At 63.1% G+C, this 17256-nt stretch carries 16 protein-coding genes; 10 read left to right on the top strand and 6 right to left on the bottom strand.

Annotated elements, in window-relative coordinates:
* The 4 genes from NKJ18_RS33125 to uraH all read right to left on the bottom strand — a co-directional run.
* A partial coding sequence (locus tag NKJ18_RS33125) for an XdhC family protein (protein WP_502906198.1) occupies nucleotides 1–364 on the bottom strand: 364 nt, incomplete at its 3' end.
* A 74-nt stretch (nucleotides 365–438) separates the two neighbouring features.
* Nucleotides 439–2805: a xanthine dehydrogenase molybdopterin binding subunit gene (gene xdhB / locus NKJ18_RS32525; protein ID WP_352761542.1), complete on the bottom strand. Its 2367-nt coding sequence runs from the start codon at nucleotides 2803–2805 to the stop codon at nucleotides 439–441.
* Nucleotides 2805–4286: a xanthine dehydrogenase small subunit gene (gene xdhA / locus NKJ18_RS32520; RefSeq protein ID WP_023823872.1), complete on the bottom strand. Its 1482-nt coding sequence runs from the start codon at nucleotides 4284–4286 to the stop codon at nucleotides 2805–2807. Before xdhA ends, xdhB begins: the two co-directional genes overlap by 1 nt.
* Nucleotides 4287–4289: 3 nt before the next feature.
* On the bottom strand, nucleotides 4290–4664 hold the full coding sequence (gene uraH / locus NKJ18_RS32515; RefSeq protein ID WP_023694734.1) for a hydroxyisourate hydrolase: 375 nt from the start codon (nucleotides 4662–4664) through the stop codon (nucleotides 4290–4292).
* A gap of 184 nt (nucleotides 4665–4848) precedes the next feature.
* Here uraH and puuE point away from each other — a divergent pair, with 184 nt between their 5' ends.
* Genes puuE through NKJ18_RS32495 form a run of 4 tightly spaced genes read left to right on the top strand, consistent with a single transcriptional unit; the run spans nucleotide 4849 to nucleotide 8251 of the window.
* On the top strand, nucleotides 4849–6267 hold the full coding sequence (puuE, locus tag NKJ18_RS32510) for an allantoinase PuuE (protein ID WP_023755799.1): 1419 nt from the start codon (nucleotides 4849–4851) through the stop codon (nucleotides 6265–6267).
* 32 nt (nucleotides 6268–6299) lie between these two features.
* Nucleotides 6300–7157, top strand: coding sequence for a bifunctional allantoicase/(S)-ureidoglycine aminohydrolase (locus NKJ18_RS32505; protein ID WP_444848972.1), 858 nt, complete (start codon nucleotides 6300–6302; stop codon nucleotides 7155–7157).
* The gene (locus NKJ18_RS32500) at nucleotides 7154–7654 is read left to right on the top strand and encodes an ureidoglycolate lyase (protein WP_352761538.1); all 501 of its coding nucleotides are present in this window, start codon (nucleotides 7154–7156) and stop codon (nucleotides 7652–7654) included. Before NKJ18_RS32505 ends, NKJ18_RS32500 begins: the two co-directional genes overlap by 4 nt.
* 3 nt (nucleotides 7655–7657) lie before the next feature.
* Nucleotides 7658–8251 (top strand): nucleoside deaminase, encoded by a 594-nt coding sequence (locus NKJ18_RS32495; protein ID WP_023700405.1) that lies wholly within the window; start codon nucleotides 7658–7660, stop codon nucleotides 8249–8251.
* Between the two features lie 10 nt (nucleotides 8252–8261).
* Here NKJ18_RS32495 and NKJ18_RS32490 read toward each other — a convergent pair whose 3' ends face one another.
* Together NKJ18_RS32490 and NKJ18_RS32485 are read right to left on the bottom strand one after the other, a co-directional pair.
* Nucleotides 8262–8573 (bottom strand): BrnA antitoxin family protein, encoded by a 312-nt coding sequence (locus NKJ18_RS32490; protein WP_023671384.1) that lies wholly within the window; start codon nucleotides 8571–8573, stop codon nucleotides 8262–8264.
* Nucleotides 8560–8814, bottom strand: a complete 255-nt coding sequence (locus NKJ18_RS32485; RefSeq protein ID WP_023700404.1) for a BrnT family toxin — start codon at nucleotides 8812–8814, stop codon at nucleotides 8560–8562. Before NKJ18_RS32485 ends, NKJ18_RS32490 begins: the two co-directional genes overlap by 14 nt.
* A 182-nt stretch (nucleotides 8815–8996) precedes the next feature.
* On the opposite strand from NKJ18_RS32485, the gene NKJ18_RS32480 reads away from it, so the two are divergent.
* The 6 genes from NKJ18_RS32480 to NKJ18_RS32455 all read left to right on the top strand — a co-directional run bounded on the left by NKJ18_RS32480 (nucleotide 8997) and on the right by NKJ18_RS32455 (nucleotide 17092).
* Nucleotides 8997–10982, top strand: coding sequence for a CocE/NonD family hydrolase (locus NKJ18_RS32480; protein ID WP_023700403.1), 1986 nt, complete (start codon nucleotides 8997–8999; stop codon nucleotides 10980–10982).
* A 154-nt stretch (nucleotides 10983–11136) separates the two neighbouring features.
* On the top strand, nucleotides 11137–12723 hold the full coding sequence (locus NKJ18_RS32475; RefSeq protein ID WP_023671387.1) for an ABC transporter substrate-binding protein: 1587 nt from the start codon (nucleotides 11137–11139) through the stop codon (nucleotides 12721–12723).
* 16 nt (nucleotides 12724–12739) lie between these two features.
* A complete protein-coding gene (locus NKJ18_RS32470) occupies nucleotides 12740–13699 on the top strand; it encodes an ABC transporter permease (RefSeq protein ID WP_023671388.1) in 960 nt (319 codons plus the stop codon).
* Nucleotides 13700–13708: 9 nt separating this feature from the next.
* On the top strand, nucleotides 13709–14533 hold the full coding sequence (locus NKJ18_RS32465) for an ABC transporter permease (protein WP_023671389.1): 825 nt from the start codon (nucleotides 13709–13711) through the stop codon (nucleotides 14531–14533).
* Nucleotides 14533–16188 (top strand): ABC transporter ATP-binding protein, encoded by a 1656-nt coding sequence (locus NKJ18_RS32460; RefSeq protein ID WP_023694741.1) that lies wholly within the window; start codon nucleotides 14533–14535, stop codon nucleotides 16186–16188. The genes NKJ18_RS32465 and NKJ18_RS32460 overlap by 1 nt, the downstream gene beginning before the upstream one ends.
* 64 nt (nucleotides 16189–16252) lie before the next feature.
* A complete protein-coding gene (locus NKJ18_RS32455; RefSeq protein WP_023694742.1) occupies nucleotides 16253–17092 on the top strand; it encodes an alkaline phosphatase family protein in 840 nt (279 codons plus the stop codon).
* The last annotated feature ends 164 nt before the right edge of the window (nucleotides 17093–17256 follow it).

Below are 17256 nucleotides of genomic sequence, written 5' to 3'. Positions count from 1 at the left end.
ATATAACCCCCCCCACCCCCCCCCCCCCGGGTGGGGTGGGGGTGGCGCCCGGCCGCGGGGGGGGGCCCCCGCCCTCCCGGGGGGGGCCCCCCCCCCCCCCCCCCCCCCCCCCCCCCCGCCGGCCCCCCCCCCCCGACCCTCCCCACAAGGGGGAGGGTGAAGACCCCACCATCTGCCTCGCCTTGTCGATCGCCATGTACTCGAGCTGACCGCCGCCGATCGTGCCAAAAATCGCCGCCTGCGATACGAGCATGAAGGCGCCCTTCTCGCGCGGGGTCGAGCCTTTGGTGCCGGCCACTTCGACCAGAGCAAGCCGGCCGGCGCTGGCGAGAAAAGCTCTGAGGCTTTGCACTTTCGAGTTCATATTTCGCATTCCCGTACGGGAAATATAAAGTTTTTCAGTCTGAATTGCACGTTTTGCCAGAATCCAGGTCAGAGTCAGGCGCTGTTCTTGGCTTCACCCTTCAGCCGTTCGATCGCCATCAGCACCCGTTCTGGTGTTGCAGGAGCGTCGAGACGCGGACAGACCTTATGATCGGCCACACTTGCCACCGCGTCCGACAGCGCATGCAGCACAGACATGCCGAGCGGGAAGGGCGGTTCGCCGACCGCCTTGGAACGGTGCACCGTCGGCTCGTTGGCCTCCGGCCAGTCGGCCAGCGTGACGTTGAATATCTTCGGCCGGTCGGACGCGAGCGGGATCTTATAAGTCGACGGCGCATGCGTGCGCAGCCGGCCCTTGTCGTCCCACCACAGCTCCTCCGTCGTCAGCCAGCCCATGCCCTGGATGAAGCCGCCCTCGATCTGGCCGAGATCGATGGCGCGGTTCAGCGAGCGGCCGGTTTCATGCAATATGTCGGTGCGCTCGACGACATATTCGCCGGTCAGCGTGTCGACCGAGACTTCCGAGCACGAGGCGCCATAGGCGAAATAATAGAACGGACGGCCCTCGCCCTTGTCACGGTTCCAGTGGATTTTCGGCGTCTTGTAAAAACCCGCCGCCGACAGTTGGATGCGGGCCATATAGGCCTGCTTGACGAGGTCGGTGAAGGCGATCTCCTGGTTGCCGATGCGCACCCGGTTGGGCAGGAAAAGCACCTGCTCGCGCGGCACCTGGTATTTTTCGGCGGCGAAGTCGGTCAGCCGTTCCTTGATCTGGCGGGCGCCGTTCTGCGCCGCCATGCCGTTGAGGTCGGTGCCGGACGACGCCGCGGTGGCCGAAGTGTTGGGCACCTTGCCGGTGGTCGTCGCGGTGATCTTGACCTGGTCGAGGTCGATCTGGAACTCTTCCGCCACCACCTGCGCCACCTTGACGTAGAGGCCTTGCCCCATCTCGGTGCCGCCGTGATTCAGATGCACCGAACCGTCGGTGTAGACATGCACCAGCGCGCCGGCCTGGTTGTAGTGGGTGGCCGTGAAAGAGATGCCGAATTTGACCGGCGTCAGCGCCAGGCCGCGCTTGATGAAGCGGCTGTTGGCGTTGAAGGCCTGGATGATGCGGCGGCGCCCCGCATAGTCGGCGCTCGCCTCCAGCTCGGCGACGATGCGGTGGATGATGTTGTCCTCGACCGTCTGGTGATACGGGGTGACGTTGCGGCCCCCGTCCTTATCACCACTGGTGCCATAAAAATTCTGCTTGCGGATTTCGAGCGGGTCCTTGCCGACGGCAAAGGCAACCTCGTCGATGACGCGTTCGGCACCGACCATCCCTTGCGGGCCGCCGAAGCCGCGAAACGCCGTGTTCGACACGGTGTTGGTGTAAAGCGGCGCCGATTGCGCATGCACCGCCGGCCAGAAATAGGTGTTGTCGCAATGGAACAGCGCGCGGTCGGTGACCGGGCCGGACAGGTCCGATGAAAAGCCGCAACGCGCCGCGAACATGAAGTCGACGCCAAGAATGTTGCCGGCGTCGTCGAAACCTACTTCGTAGTCGACGAGGAAGTCATGGCGCTTGCCGGTGGCAATCATGTCGTCGTCACGGTCGGGCCGGATCTTGACCGCGCGATGGTGTTTCTTGGCGGCGATCGCCGCCAATGCCGCAAACTGGTTGCCTTGCGTCTCCTTCCCGCCGAAGCCGCCACCCATGCGGCGGATTTCCACTGTGATGGCGTTGCTCGGCACGCCCAGCGCATGGCTGACCATGTGCTGGACTTCGCTCGGATGCTGGGTCGAGGAAAAGATGGTGACGTCCTGGTCTTCGCCGGGGATGGCCACGGCGATATGGCCTTCGAGATAGAAATGCTCCTGGCCGCCGATGCGCATCTTGCCCTTCAGCCGGCGCGGCGCCGCCTTGATCGCGGCAGCGGCATCGCCACGCTTCAGCGTGAGCGGCGGCGTGACCAGCTTGTCCTTGCGGGGGTCGAGATCGCCAATGTCGGTGACGAAAGGCAATGGACTGTATTCGACCTTGGCCAGCCGGGTGGCGCGGCGCGCCTGTTCGCGCGTCTTGGCAATAACGCAGAAGATCGGCTGACCATAAAACTGCACCTTGTCGTCGGCCAGCACCGGCTCGTCGTGTCGACCGGTCGGCGAAATGTCATTTTCGCCCGGAACGTCCTTGGCCGTCAGCACATCGACGACGCCCGGCGCCGCGCGCACCGCCGACAGATCCATTTTGCTGATCGTCGCATGCGTCGCCGTGGACAGGCCGAGGCAGCCATGCAGCATGCCCGCCGGTTCCGGCATATCGTCGATATAGACCGCGCTGCCGCTGACATGCTTGTGCGCGGAATCGTGGCGCTGGTCGGCGGCGACGCCACCGGAAATCTTCTGCGCCTTGAGATCTGGAGAGGCGTGCTTGTTCATCAGGCCGCCTCGTTGCGTGACACCTGGAACGGCGCCTTGCTGCCGCTGGTTTCGGCAAAAAAGCGCAGCAGCAGGTTCCTGGCCGCCAGCGCCCGGTATTCGGCCGATGCCCGCATATCGGTCAGCGGGGTGAAATCGCCGGCATATTCAGCCATGGCCGCTTCCACCGTTGTCTCCGTCCACGGCTTGCCGAGCAGCGCTTTTTCGACACCGAAAGCCCGCTTCGGGGTGGCCGCCATGCCGCCATAGGCGATGCATATATCGGCCACGGTTCCGTCCTTGGCCAAGTCGAGGAAAAAGGCGCCAAGGGCTGCGGTGATGTCCTCGTCGCGGCGCTTGGTGATCTTGTAGACGGCAAACTTCGTGCCCTTGGCCGGCACGGGAACGTGCACGGCCTCGACGAATTCGCCTGGCTGCCGGTCCTGCTTGCCATAGGCGATGAAGAAATCCTCGAGCGCGATGGTGCGCCGCTTCTTGCCGCGGCGCAGCGTCAGTTGCGCACCAAGCGCGATCAGGGGCGGCGGCGTGTCGCCGATCGGCGAGCCATTGGCGATGTTGCCGCCGATGGTGCCCATGTTTCGTACCTGTTCGCCGCCGATGCGGTCGAACAATGGCCCGAGCGCGGGGATGCGCTTGGCCAGTGTCGCGAAGGCGTCGGTGTAGGTAACGCCGGCTCCGATGGTGATGACGTCATTGTCTTCGGAGATCGCGCACAGCCCCTCGAGATTGCCGATGAAGACTACCGGTGAGATGTCGCGCATGTGCTTGGTGACCCACAGGCCGACGTCGGTCGAGCCGGCGACAACAGTGGCGTCGGGTTCCTTATCCAGTACAGCGGCGAAATCATCGGCGTTGGCCGGGACGACCAACCTCAGCTTGCCGGCGCCGATTTCGACGCGGGCACCGTCATGCATAGCCTCGAGCCTGGCGGTGATCGCCTTGCGCTCGGCCGCCAGCGGATCCTTCGCCGCCTTGCCGTAACTGGAGATGGCACGCGCGGCGCGCATGATTGCCTCATAGCCGGTGCAGCGGCAAAGATTGCCTTGCAAGGCCTTCTCGATCGCCGCATTCGACGGGTCCGGCGACTTCATCCACAAGCCGTAGAGCGACATGACGAAGCCCGGCGTGCAGAAGCCGCATTGCGAAGCGTGGAAATCGACCATCGCCTGCTGCACCGGATGCAATTGGCCAGGCGCGCCGCGCAGATGCTCGACGGTGACGACATGGGTGCCGTCGAGCGAACCGAGGAAACGGATGCAGGCGTTGACGCTTTCATAAACCAGCTTGCCGGCGGACAATTTTCCGACCAGGACCGTGCAGGCGCCGCAATCGCCCTCGGCGCAGCCTTCCTTGGTGCCGCGCAGCGAGCGGTCGAGCCGCAGCCAGTCGAGCAAGGTCGCGTCGGGCGCCACCGACGACAGCGCGACATCCCTGCCATTGAGGATGAAGCGGATCTCGTTGCGTATGGTGATCTTGGCCATGCGTCAGCTCCCCCTGTAGGTCGAGTAGCCATAAGGAGAGATAAGCAACGGCACGTGATAATGCACGGATTCCGCCATGCCGAAGCGGATCGGCACACTGTCGAGGAAGGCCGGTTCCGGCAGTTTGGTGCCCTGGCCGCGTAGATAGTCACCGGCGGCGAACACCAGTTCGTATTCGCCGAGGCGGAATTCCGCTCCTGCCAGCAGCGGCGCATCGCAGCGGCCGTCGGCATTTGTGACGACGGTCTTCAAATGTATCCGCGCGTCGCTCTCAAGATGATAAAGCGCGATCGACAGGCCCGCCGCCGGCTTGCCGGTCGCGGTGTCGAGCACATGCGTCGTCAGACGTCCGCCATCGGCTTTCGACGTTTCTGCCACTGGCGCCTCCCATTTCCGATACAGCCGAACAAAGCAGTGAATTGTGCGCCAATTAAAGGCGATGCATAAGTCCCGGTCGAGCGGAGTGGCACAAAAACACTTTCAAAAATTTCGGGGGAATGCGCGAGCAACCCTTTCGACTATCCTGATCATAACTTCCGGCAGCGTCCGGCGGGGAGGGGCAATGCGTTACTCTAGAGACATGCGCGGCTACGGAGCCAATCCGCCGGATCCGAAATGGCCGGGCGGTGCGCATGTGGCCGTCCAATTCGTCGTCAACTACGAGGAAGGCGGCGAGAACTGCGTGCTGCACGGCGACAAGGCCTCGGAAGCCTTCCTGTCGGAAATCGTCGGCGCCGCGCCCTGGGTCGGCCAGCGCCACTGGAACATGGAATCGATCTACGAATATGGCGCGCGGGCAGGCTTCTGGCGGCTGCTGCGCCTGTTCAGCGAGGCGCAAGTGCCGGTGACCTGCTACGGGGTCGCCTCAGCATTAGCCCGGTCGCCCGACCAGGTGGCGGCGATGCAGGAGGCCGGCTGGGAAATGGCCTCGCACGGCCTGAAATGGATCGACTACCGCGACCACAGCGCCGAGGACGAGCGCCGCGACCTCGAAGCGGCGATCAAGCTGCACTACGAGGTGACGGGCCAACGGCCGACCGGCTGGTACACCGGCCGCACCTCGGTCAATACGGTGCGGTTGGTGGCCGAAGAGGGCGGCTTCGACTATGTGTCGGACACTTATGACGACGAACTGCCCTACTGGTTCGAGCACAGCGGCGGCGCGCAACTCGTCATCCCCTACACGCTCGATGCCAACGACATGCGTTTCGCCACGCCGCAGGGATTCAATTCCGGCGACCAGTTCTTCGCCTATTTGAAGGACAGTTTCGACACGCTCTATGCCGAGGGCAAAGCGGGCCGGCCGCGGATGATGAATATCGGCCTGCATTGCCGCCTCGTCGGACGTCCCGGGCGGGTGGCGGCGCTGAAGCGCTTCGTCGACTATGTCAGATCGCACGACAAGGTCTGGCTGGCACGGCGCATCGATATCGCCAGGCACTGGCAGGAGAACCACCCCTACCAGCCGGCGGCGCTCAAGCCGTCGAAGATGGCGTTCGAGACCTTCGTCGACACTTTCGGCGGCGTGTTCGAACATTCGCCCTGGATCGCCGAACGTGCCTATGAGCTGGAGCTTGGGCCGGCGCATGACAGCGCCGGCGGCCTGCACAATGCGCTCTGCCGCGTCTTCCGCGCCGCCAGCGAAACCGAGCGGATCGGCGTCCTCAACGCCCATCCCGATCTCGCTGGCAAACTGGCCGAAGCGAGACGCCTCACTGCGGAATCCACACGCGAGCAGGCCTCCGCCGGCCTCGACGCGCTGACCGACAAGGAGCGCGAGCTGTTTTCCAAGCTCAACGCCGCTTACGTCACCACCTTCGGCTTTCCCTTCATCATCGCGGTGCGGGGCAAGACCAAGGAGGAGATCCTCGCCGAGTTCGAGGCGCGCATCGGCAACAGCCGTGGCGTAGAACTCGATACCGCCTGCAAACAGGTCGAGCGCATCGCGCTGCTCCGCCTGAAAGACATGCTCCCGCTCTAATGAAATGACTGAGGGGTCAGGACCCAATGGATATGATCAAGACTGACCAGAAAACCTATTATGCACCGCATGGCGGCCATCCCGGCCAAACTGAGCTTTTGACCGGCCGCGCCGTCTTCACCGAGGCCTATGCCGTCATACCGAAGGGAGTGATGCAGGACATCGTCACCAGCCCACTGCCGTTCTGGGACGAGACCAGGGCCTGGATCATCGCCAGGCCGCTTTCGGGTTTCGCCGAGACATTTTCGCAGTACATCGTCGAGGTCCTGCCCGGCGGCGGCAGCGACCGGCCCGAGCCGGACGCCGGCGCCGAGGGCGTGCTGTTCGTGGTCGAGGGCGAGTTGACCGTTTCGCTGGCCGGCAAGAAGCACTTGCTTCAAGCCGGCGGTTTTGCCTTCCTGCCGCCGGCCAGCGGCTGGACGGTGCGCAACGAAGGTCGCGACGCCGTACGCTTCCACTGGATCAGGAAGGCCTATGAGGCCGTCGACGGCATCGGCGCGCCGGAAGCCCTGTTCAGCAGTGACCAGCAAGTGGCGCCGACGCCGATGCCCGGCACCGAGGGCCGCTGGGCGACGACCCGTTTCGTCGATCCGGCCGACATGCGCCACGACATGCATGTCACCATCGTCACGCTCGAGCCCGGCGCCGTCATCCCGTTTGCCGAGACGCATGTCATGGAGCACGGGCTCTATGTCTTGGAAGGCAAGGCGGTCTACCGCCTCAACCAGGACTGGGTCGAGGTCGAGGCCGGCGACTTCATGTGGCTGCGCGCCTTCTGCCCGCAGGCCTGCTACGCGGGCGGCCCAGGCAAATTCCGCTATCTCCTTTACAAGGACGTCAACCGGCACGCCAAGCTCGGCGGGGCGGGCATTGGCGGTCGCGCGCGGTGACCCGCATCACAGCGCGGCCGCTGACCCGCGAAAGCTTTGCCGGCTTCGGCGATGTCATCGACATGGGCGGCGGCAATCACTACCCGATCAATGGCGGCAAGACCGAGCGCTACCACAATCTCGCCACCGCTGAAGCCGCGGGACCGAATGCCCGCGTGCTGATCTCGATGGCGCGCGGCACGCCTTACGACCTGCCGCTGAAGCTGAGCATGGTCGAGCGCCATCCCTTGGGCAGCCAGGCGTTCATCCCGCTGTCGCCGCGGCCTTTCCTGGTCGTCGTCTGCCATGACGGCAAGGACGGTCCGGGCGAGCCGCACGCCTTCATCACCGCACCCGGGCAAGGCGTCAACTATCCGCGCAATCTCTGGCACGGCGTGCTGACGCCGCTCGGCGAAGCGCAGGATTTCGTCATCGTCGACCGCGGCGGTGACGGCTCCAACCTCGAAGAGTTCCATTTCTCGCACACCTACGAAATCCATCTCCCCAACGAGACCTGAGAAATGACCGACATATCGCTGATCGACCGCCTGCTCGATGTCATCGAGCACGACATCGTGCCGAAAACGGCAGAGGGCGTGGCCCATGGGAACAAGCTGTTCGGCGCCGCCATCCTGCGGAAGGGCGACCGCTCGCTGGTGCTGGCCGAAACCAACAACGAGATGGAAAATCCGCTCTGGCATGGCGAGGTGCACTGCCTGAAGCGTTTCTATGAAATGCCGAAAGCCGAGCGCGTCGACACCAAGGACGCCATCTTCATCGCCACGCATGAGCCCTGCTCGCTCTGCCTGTCGGCGATCACCTGGACCGGCTTCGACAATTTCTACTACCTCTTCAGCCACGAGGATTCACGCGACAGCTTTGCGATCCCGCACGATCTGAAAATCCTGAAAGAGGTCTTCACTCTTGATCCCGGCGGCTACAATGCCGAGAACACTTATTGGAAGAGTTTTTCCATTCGCAGGCTGGTGCGGGCGCTGCCCGAGGCCGAGCGCGGCCGGCTTGAGGCAAGGATCGGCAATATTTCCGCCCGCTACGACGAACTGTCCGGCGCTTATCAGGCGCGCAAGGCCGAAAACGACATTCCGCTGAACTGACGCGGATTGCCTAGCCTACCTTCGCGTTTTTCAGCACCTCGTTGATCCTGGCCTGCCAGCCCTTGCCGGTCGCCTTGAATTTACTGATGACATCCTGATCCAGACGGATGGACACGACTTGCTTAGGCTTCTCCACGGCTGGCCGGCCACGAGCACGCCTTATGCTCTCGAAAAGTTCTGGAAACACTTCCGCGAAAGGCCTGGCTTGCGCCAACTGTTCGTCTGTCGTCTCCGCATCGTCGGGATCATCAACAATTTGTCTTTGAATTTCCACTTCCTCCGCATCGGTAAGCGGTCGAACACGCGATTTAGGATTGTTCATATACTGACCTTTCCTTTCGGCTGGCACGGCGCATCGAGATCACCGAAATCGCCTCCGAACCAAGCGGCTTGAAAATCACGGCCAGGATGATCTCTCCGAATTCGCCAATCGCCTTGAACCGGTCGGCCTTGGCTGGAAGGACGGTTGAAGTCGCAAAAAACTCAATATCGAGTTCGGCAAAATCGAGACCCCGGCTGTCCAGGTTCGTCACGCGCTTTGGCTCATCCCAAACGATTTTCAGGCGAAACCATCCTCATCACGTTGGGTTCAGTTAATAAATGTAATACATTAATTATAATCCTGCAACATCAGGGCAAAACAATCGGGCTACATATCGTGGCGTCGTCGCGGCGACACCGGCCGTCGCCCGTTTGACTTCATGACATGCCCGCTTCATGCGTCACTGACATCCTGGAGCATCGCATGAAAACCATCACCGAATTTCCCCGCAAGGTCGTCGAATTCCCCGATATGGGCATCGTCATGCCGGATGGTTGCCGGCTGTCGGCGCGGGTTTGGATGCCGGAGGACGCCAGCAGCGATCCGGTGCCGGCGATCCTCGAGCACCTGCCCTACCGCAAGCGCGACGGCACCATCTTTCGCGATCAGCTGACGCATCCCTATTTCGCCGGCCACGGCTACGCCTCGATCCGCGTCGACATGCGCGGCAATGGCGATTCCGAAGGGCTGATGGACGACGAATATTCCGAACAGGAATTGCAGGACGCCTGTGATGTGATTGCCTGGGCGGCAGCACAGCCCTGGTGCAATGGCAGCGTCGGCATGATGGGCATTTCCTGGGGCGGCTTCAACTGCCTGCAGGTAGCGGCCAAGCAGCCGCCGGCGCTGAAGGCGGTGATCAGCCTGTGCTCGACCGTCGACCGCTACGCCGACGACATCCACTACAAGGGCGGCTGCCTTTTGACGGAAAATTTCGGCTGGGCCTCGACTATGTTGTCCTATTCGTCGCGACCGCCGGATCCGCTGATTGCGGGCGACAATCGCTGGCGCGACCTCTGGCTGACGCGGCTGGAGAACCAGTCTTTCCTTCTGCCGCTCTGGCTCAGCCATCAGCATCGCGACGCCTATTGGAAACGCGGTTCGATCTGCGAGGATTTCTCCGCGGTCAAAGCCGCCGTGCTGTCGATCGGCGGCTGGCATGACGGCTACCGCAACACGATCTCGCATCTGGTCACCAACATCCAGGCGCCGGTGAAGGGCATTGTCGGGCCATGGATCCACAAATACCCGCATTATGCCGAACCCAAACCCGCCATCGGCTTCCTGCAGGAGGCGTTGCGCTGGTGGGACAACTGGTTGAAGGGCGTCGACACCGGCGTCGAGGCCGACCCGGACTACCGCGCCTATGTCATGGACAGTGTGCGGCCGGCGCGCTGGCACCCGGAGCGGCCGGGCCGTTGGGTGGCCGAACAGGAATGGCCGTCTCCCAACATCAAGGTCGGGGCGATCGAACTCATTGCTGACGGCGTCAGGCCGGCGATCGTGGCGACCCCGCAAAGCTGCGGGCTCGCCGGCGGCGAATATTTTCCCTTCACCTTTGGCCCGGAACTGCCCGGCGACCAGCGCCCGGACGATGCGCTGTCCGTCTGCTTCGATCAGCCTGTGCTTGCCGAGGCACTCGACATCGTCGGCGCGCCGGAGCTTCTCATCCGGGTGTCGTCCGATCGCCCGCAGGCGAACATCGCGGTGCGGCTGTGCGACGTGCACCCCGACGGCGCCTCGGAACTGATCTCCTACGGCGTGCTCAACCTGACGCATCGCGCTTCGCACGAACAGCCGCAAGCGCTGGTGCCGGGCGAAACGGTTTCGGCGCGCGTTATTCTCGACCAGTGCGCCTACCGCGTGCCGGCCGGACACCGCCTGCGCATCGCTGTTTCCAACGCTTACTGGCCGATGATCTGGCCGTCGCCGGAGCCGGTGCGGCTCGACCTTTCAGCGGCGACGCTGAGGCTGCCGCTGCGCCCGCTCGCAAAAAGCGACGAGACTTCATTCCAGTCTCCCGAAGGCGCAACACCCTGGGCAACCGAGACAGTTCGTACAGCGAATTCCGAGCGTCACGTCGATCGCGATGAGAAGACCGGCATCGTCACGCTGTCGATCACGGATGATTTCGGAGAAGTGCGCGATCTCGCGCATGGACTGGCCAATGGCAGCATTGCCCGCGAGAGCTGGACGATCCACCCCGACGACCCGCTGTCTGCCTCGGGCCGCACGCACTGGACGCAGACCTTGTCGCGAAACGGATGGTCGGTGCGCACCGAGACGTCGGCTGAAATGCGCTGCGATGCGCAAAACTTCATCGTCAGCGCCAGAATCGAAGCCTATGAGGGCGAAACGCTGGTTTTCGAACGCGATTTCGAAGAGACGATCCCGCGCGACCTGCTCTGAGCGTCCACCCGACTGGTCCAGTTGCGACGCACGATTTACGCCACGGCATGTCGCATTCCGTCTTGCTTACCGCTTTGCCTTCCGGTCAATATCCCTTTGGTAACAACAAGCAAAAAACGACCATAAGGTCGAACCAACAGAGTGAGGAACTCAAATGTCCAACGAACTCGAATATCTGAGCCGGCGCGTTGCGTCCGGCAAGCTGAGCCGTCGTGATTTCCTCGGCCGCGCCGCAGCACTCGGCGTCACAGCGCCCTTCGCCAATATGCTGCTTTCCAGTGCGGCTCGCGCGGAAGGCCCGGTCAAGGGCGGCACGCTGAAGGCCGGCCTCGTCGGCGGCGAATCCACGAACAGCCTGGACCCGGCTTTGTTCATGACGCAAGTGCCGTTCGCTTTTGGCAAGATGTGGGGCGAACTGATCGTCGAGCTGTCCCCGGAAGGCAAGCTCGAGAACCGCATCGCCGAAGAGATCGGCTCGTCGGACGACGCCAAGGTGTGGACGCTGAAAATCCGCGACGGCGTCGAATTCCACAACGGCAAGACGGTGACCGCTGAGGATGTGGCGGCAACGCTCGAGCGCCATTCCGATGAAAAGTCGAAGTCCGGCGCGCTGGGCTACATGAAGGGCATCGACAGCATCAAAGCCAGTGGCAAGGAAGTCGTCCTGACGCTGAAGGAGGCCAACGCCGACCTTCCCTATCTCCTCAGCGACTACCACCTCATCGTCCAGCCCAACGGCGGCAAGGACAAGGCGGATGCCGGCATCTCGGCAGGACCCTACAAGGTCACCACCAACGAGCCCGGCGTGCGCCATGGCGGCGAGCGCTTCGCCAATTACTGGCAGGCCGACAAGATGGGCCATGCCGACCAGATCGAGATCATCGTCATCAACGACGCGACCGCGCGCACGGCGGCCCTGCAGGGCGGCCAGGTCAACATGATCAACCGCGTCGAGCCGAAGATCGTCGACCTCATCAAGCGCGTACCGGGCGTCACCATCCGCAACCATGCCGGCCCCGGCCACTACGTCTTCATCATGCATTGCAACACCGCGCCCTTCGACAACAGCGACCTGCGCATGGCGCTGAAGCTCGCGATCGACCGCGAAGAGATGCTGAACAAGGTGCTGCGCGGCTACGGCTCGCTCGGCAACGACTTCCCGATCAATTCGTCCTATCCGCTGTTTTCCGAGATCGAGCAGCGCAAATATGATCCCGACAAGGCCAAGTTCCACTACAAGAAGTCGGGCCATGACGGCACCGTGCTGCTGCGCACCTCCGACGTCGCCTTCCCGGGCGCGGTCGACGCCTCGCAGCTCTTCCAGCAGAGCGCGGCCAAGGCCGGCATCAAGATCGAGCTCAAGCGCGAGCCCGGCGACGGCTACTGGAACGAGGTCTGGAACAAGCAGCCCTTCTGCGCCTCCTATTGGGGCGGCCGCTCGACCCAGGACCAGATGTACTCGACCGCCTATCTGTCGACCGCCGACTGGAACGACACCCGTTTCAAGCGTCCGGACTTCGACAAGCTGGTGCTGGCCGCACGCGCCGAACTCGACGAGACCAAGCGCAAGCAGATGTACCACGACATGGCCGTGCTGGTGCGCGACGAGGGCGGCCTGATCCTGCCGATGTTCAATCAGTTCATCGATGCGACAGGCGCCAAGGTCGGCGGCTGGGTAGACGATCCGCATCAGGAGCTGATGAACGGCTACGCGCTGGCGAAGTGCTGGCTCGAAGCCTGAGCCCGGCTTTGCGGATATGTCCTCACCCGTCGTGAAACTTGTGGCCCAGCGCGTTGCGCTGGGCATCGTCCTCTTGCTGGCCGTTTCGGTCCTGATCTTCGCCGGCACCCAGATCCTGCCCGGCGACGTCGCGCAAGCCATTCTCGGACAGTCGGCGACGCCGGAATCGCTCGCCAATCTGCGCGAGCAGCTCGGCCTGAATCAGCCGGCCTACATCAGGTATTTCCATTGGCTAGGCGGTGTGCTCACCGGCGATCTTGGCACGGCGATGTCGAGCGGCCAGGATATTGCCACGTCGATCAAGGGGCGGCTGTGGAACACGCTGTTCCTCGCCTTCTGGGCTGCGATCGTGGCCGTGCCGCTGGCCATCATCCTCGGCCTGATCGCCGTGCGTTACCGCAATGGCTGGGTCGACAAGCTGATCTCCGGCCTGGCGCTCGCCTCGACATCTTTCCCGGAATTCTTCATCGGCTATGTGCTCGTCTATTTCTTTGCCGTGAAGTATCAATGGTTCCCGGCCATTTCCACGGTCTATGACGGCATGCCGTTCGGTGAGCGCATGCAGGCGATCGCGCTGCCGGCCACCGCGCTGACGCTGGTTGTGCTGGCGCATATGATGCGCATGACCCGCGCGGCCATCCTCAACGTCATGCAGTCGGCCTATGTCGAGACGGCGGAACTGAAAGGCCTGTCGGCCTTCAACGTCATCCGCAAGCATGCTTTCCCCAATGCCATAGCGCCGATCATCAACGTGGTCATGCTCAACCTCGCCTACCTCATCGTCGGCGTCGTCGTGGTCGAGGTGATCTTCGTCTATCCCGGCATGGGACAATATCTGGTCGACCACGTCACCAAGCGCGACGTGCCGGTGGTGCAGGCGGTCGGCCTGGTCTTCGCCGCCGTCTATATCAGCCTGAACATCATTGCGGACATCGGGGCGATCGTCGCCAATCCGCGCCTCAGACATCCGAAATAGGCGGCGGGCATGCTCGACATCAAACGCATCCCCATCCCTGCGCTGATCGGCATCGTGCTGACGGCTATGTTCGTGTTGGCGGCAGTTTTCGCACCGTTGATCGCACCGTACGGCAATGCCGAAATCGTCGGCGATGTCTGGGAACCGATGACGGCGGCACATTTGCTGGGCACCGACAATCTCGGTCGCGATCTTCTGTCGCGCATGATCTACGGCGCTCGCATCACGCTGTTCATCGCGGTGCTGGCCACCGCGCTGTCATTCTCGCTCGGCGCCATCCTCGGCTTTTCGGCGGCGGTGTTCGGCGGCTGGTTCGACACGCTTCTGTCGCGCCTTGTCGATCTGCTGATGTCGATCCCGACCCTGATCATGGCGCTCGTCGTGCTTTCGGTGCTGCCGACCAATCTGGTGACGCTGATCCTGGTGATGGGCGTCCTCGACTCGACCCGCGTCTACCGGCTGTCGCGCGCGGTGGCCGTCGACATCAACGTCATGGACTATGTCGAGGCCGCCAAGCTGCGGGGCGAAGGCAGCGGCTGGATCATCTTCCGCGAGATCCTGCCCAACGCGCTTTCGCCGCTGGTCTCGGAACTTGGCCTGCGCTTCATCTACGCGGTGCTGTTCTTGTCGACGCTCTCCTTTCTCGGGCTTGGCGTGCAACCGCCGGATGCCGACTGGGGCGGCATGGTCAAGGAGAACAAGGACGGCATCGTCTTCGGTATCGGGGCGGCACTCATTCCCGCCGCGGCGATCGCAGCACTGGCGATTTCGGTCAATCTGGTCGCCGACTGGGTGCTCAACCGCACGACAAGCCTGAAGGGAGGACGCGGGTGATGGCTGACACAAAAGCAAAGCCCGGCCTGCTGCTCGATATCCGCAATCTGCGCATCGAAGCGACAGTGTTTCCGCCCGGCGAGGCGCCGAAGAACATCGTTTTGGTCCACGATGTCTCGCTGACGCTGGAAAAGGGCAAGGTGCTCGGCCTGATCGGCGAGTCCGGCGCCGGCAAGTCGACCATCGGCCTGTCGTCGATGGGCTATGGCCGTGGCGGCGTGCGCATCACCGGCGGAGAGGTGCTGCTCAACGGCCGCGATATCCTCAAGGGCGGCAAGGAAGGTTTCCGCAAATTGCGCGGCCGCGAGGTCTGCTATGTCGCGCAGTCGGCGGCCGCGGCCTTCAATCCGGCGCACAAGCTGATGGACCAGGTGGTGGAAGCAACGCTGCTGCACGGCACGGCGACACGCGCCGAGGCCGAGAAACGTGCCGTGGCGTTGTTCAAGAAGCTCAGCCTGCCAAACCCCGAAATCATCGGCGAACGGTTCCCGCACCAGGTCTCCGGCGGTCAGTTGCAGCGGGTGATGACGGCTATGGCGCTGTGTTCGGAACCCGACCTGATCGTCTTCGACGAGCCGACCACGGCGCTCGACGTGACGACGCAGATCGACGTGCTGGCGGCGATCAAGGACGCCATCCGCGACACCCATGTCGCGGCGCTCTACATTACCCACGATCTTGCCGTCGTCGCCCAGGTCTCGGACGAGATCATGGTGCTGCGCCATGGCAGGCTGGTCGAATGGGGCGGCACTCGCCAGATCATCAAGGAGCCGCGCCAGGAATACACCAATGCGCTGGTCTCGGTGCATGAGATCGAGCATGCCGAGCAGAAGCCCGGCGCCGCGCCGTTCCTGTCGGTCAAGAACGTCACCGCCGCTTACGGCGGCAGCCACGTCAAGGTGCTGAAGAACGTCTCGGTCGACATCTTTCCGGGACAGACGCTGGCTGTCGTCGGTGAATCCGGCTCCGGCAAGTCGACGCTGGCGCGCGCCATCACCGGGCTGTTGCCGCCGGAAGAAGGCACCGTCACCTTCGACGGCAGGCCGCTCGCCAACAGGCTTGCCGACCGGCCGAAGGAGGATCTGCGGCAATTGCAGATGATCTACCAGATGGCCGACGTGGCGATGAACCCGCGCCAGACCGTCGGCACCATCATCGGCCGGCCGCTGGAATTCTACTTCGGCATACGCGGTCGCGAGCGCGACAAGCGCGTCGCCGAACTGCTCGACGAGATCGAGATGGGCAAGGGCTTTCTCGATCGTTATCCGGCCGAACTCTCCGGCGGCCAGAAACAGCGCGTCTGTATCGCCCGCTCGCTCGCTGCCAAGCCCAAGCTGATCATCTGCGACGAGGTGACATCGGCGCTCGACCCGCTGGTGGCCAACGGCATTCTCAAGCTGCTGCTCAACCTGCAGCAGCACGAGAAGGTCGCCTACCTCTTCATCACCCACGATCTGGCGACGGTGAAGTCGATCGCCGATTCGATCGCGGTGATGTACCGCGGCGAGGTGGTGCGCTACGGCGCCAAGAGCAAGGTGCTGACGCCGCCCTTCGACGCCTATACCGACCTGCTGCTGTCGTCCGTTCCCGAGATGGAGATCGGCTGGCTGGAAAAGGCGATCAAGGGACGGCGCATGGCGAGCGCGGGGAATTAGTAGGGAATTCGCGGCCTTTGTCGCGAAAACTTCCTTCAACGGCAAAAGCTTTCCGGAGCCGCCCATGGCGCTCAAGACCAAACTGCTGCTCATCATTTTCGATGGCGTGCCCTACCGGAACTGGCGCCGGCTGATGGGCAATCTCGAAGGCTGGGTGCAATCGGGCGAGGCGCAGGTGTGGAAGATGCGCTCGGTGCTGCCGTCGACCTCGGCCTGCTGCTATGCCTCGATCCACACCGGCGTTTCGCCGCAGGAGCACGGCATCCTATCCAACGAGAACCGTTTTCTCGTCAACAAGCCGGATATTTTCTCCGAGGTCAGCAAGGCCGGCGGCAAGACCGGCGCGGTGACGCATTCCTACTGGTCGGAATTCTTTCGTTCCTATCCGTTCGATCTGGTCGAGGACATGGAGTATGACGAGCCCAACGGACCGATCGCGCATGGCCGCTTCCACACCATGACCGGCTACAATGCCCGCAACCAGATGACGCCGAGCGATGTCGACCTGTTTGCGACGCTGACCATGCTGACCCGACGCCATGCCATCGACTACGGTATCCTGCACACCTGCACTCTGGATTCGATGGGCCATCGCTTCGGCCATGACTGCCACGAAATGGACCATGCCTGCTATGCGATGGACGGCATGCTGGCAGCCTTCCTGCCGGGCTGGCGGCAGGCCGGTTACGAGGTGATCGTAACCGCCGACCACGGCCAGACAGACCGCGGCCATCATGGCGGCCGTGACGATGAAATGCAGGATTTCGCGCTGTATTATTTCGGAGCCGGCAAAGGGCCGGATCCGGACACGCTGCTTGATCAACTGCAACTGGCGCCGACGGTGCTGAAGCGGCTGGGTGTGCCGGTGCCGGAGACCATGAAGGCTAAGCCGTTTTTGGGGTGACGGAGGTCGTCGCTGAGCCGCCGTTCGCTACCCCCTCTCCCCGTCACTATACGGGGAGAGGGTAAGGGTTGTCCGAACCGGATAGATAGGTAACAGAATGGACCGATAGCATGGGTGACAGTTTTCTCCTTCGCCGGGAGGACCGGCGATGGTTTGGCGAGAGA

It is taken from the genome of Mesorhizobium sp. M0217 (genome assembly GCF_040321955.1).
Classification (GTDB): domain Bacteria; phylum Pseudomonadota; class Alphaproteobacteria; order Rhizobiales; family Rhizobiaceae; genus Mesorhizobium.
This window is presented reverse-complemented; position numbering and strand designations above follow the sequence as displayed.

Bases quoted from the DNA above. Each gene is read 5' to 3' on its own strand.
- xdhB (WP_352761542.1), bottom strand. From the start codon at position 2,805: ATGAACAAGCACGCCTCTCCAGATCTCAAGGCGCAGAAGATTTCCGGT.
- xdhA (WP_023823872.1), bottom strand. From the start codon at position 4,286: ATGGCCAAGATCACCATACGCAACGAGATCCGCTTCATCCTCAATGGC.
- puuE (WP_023755799.1), top strand. From the start codon at position 4,849: ATGCGTTACTCTAGAGACATGCGCGGCTACGGAGCCAATCCGCCGGAT.
- NKJ18_RS32505 (WP_444848972.1), top strand. From the start codon at position 6,300: ATGATCAAGACTGACCAGAAAACCTATTATGCACCGCATGGCGGCCAT.
- NKJ18_RS32495 (WP_023700405.1), top strand. From the start codon at position 7,658: ATGACCGACATATCGCTGATCGACCGCCTGCTCGATGTCATCGAGCAC.
- NKJ18_RS32490 (WP_023671384.1), bottom strand. From the start codon at position 8,573: ATGAACAATCCTAAATCGCGTGTTCGACCGCTTACCGATGCGGAGGAA.
- NKJ18_RS32480 (WP_023700403.1), top strand. From the start codon at position 8,997: ATGAAAACCATCACCGAATTTCCCCGCAAGGTCGTCGAATTCCCCGAT.
- NKJ18_RS32475 (WP_023671387.1), top strand. From the start codon at position 11,137: ATGTCCAACGAACTCGAATATCTGAGCCGGCGCGTTGCGTCCGGCAAG.
- NKJ18_RS32470 (WP_023671388.1), top strand. From the start codon at position 12,740: ATGTCCTCACCCGTCGTGAAACTTGTGGCCCAGCGCGTTGCGCTGGGC.
- NKJ18_RS32465 (WP_023671389.1), top strand. From the start codon at position 13,709: ATGCTCGACATCAAACGCATCCCCATCCCTGCGCTGATCGGCATCGTG.
- NKJ18_RS32460 (WP_023694741.1), top strand. From the start codon at position 14,533: ATGGCTGACACAAAAGCAAAGCCCGGCCTGCTGCTCGATATCCGCAAT.
- NKJ18_RS32455 (WP_023694742.1), top strand. From the start codon at position 16,253: ATGGCGCTCAAGACCAAACTGCTGCTCATCATTTTCGATGGCGTGCCC.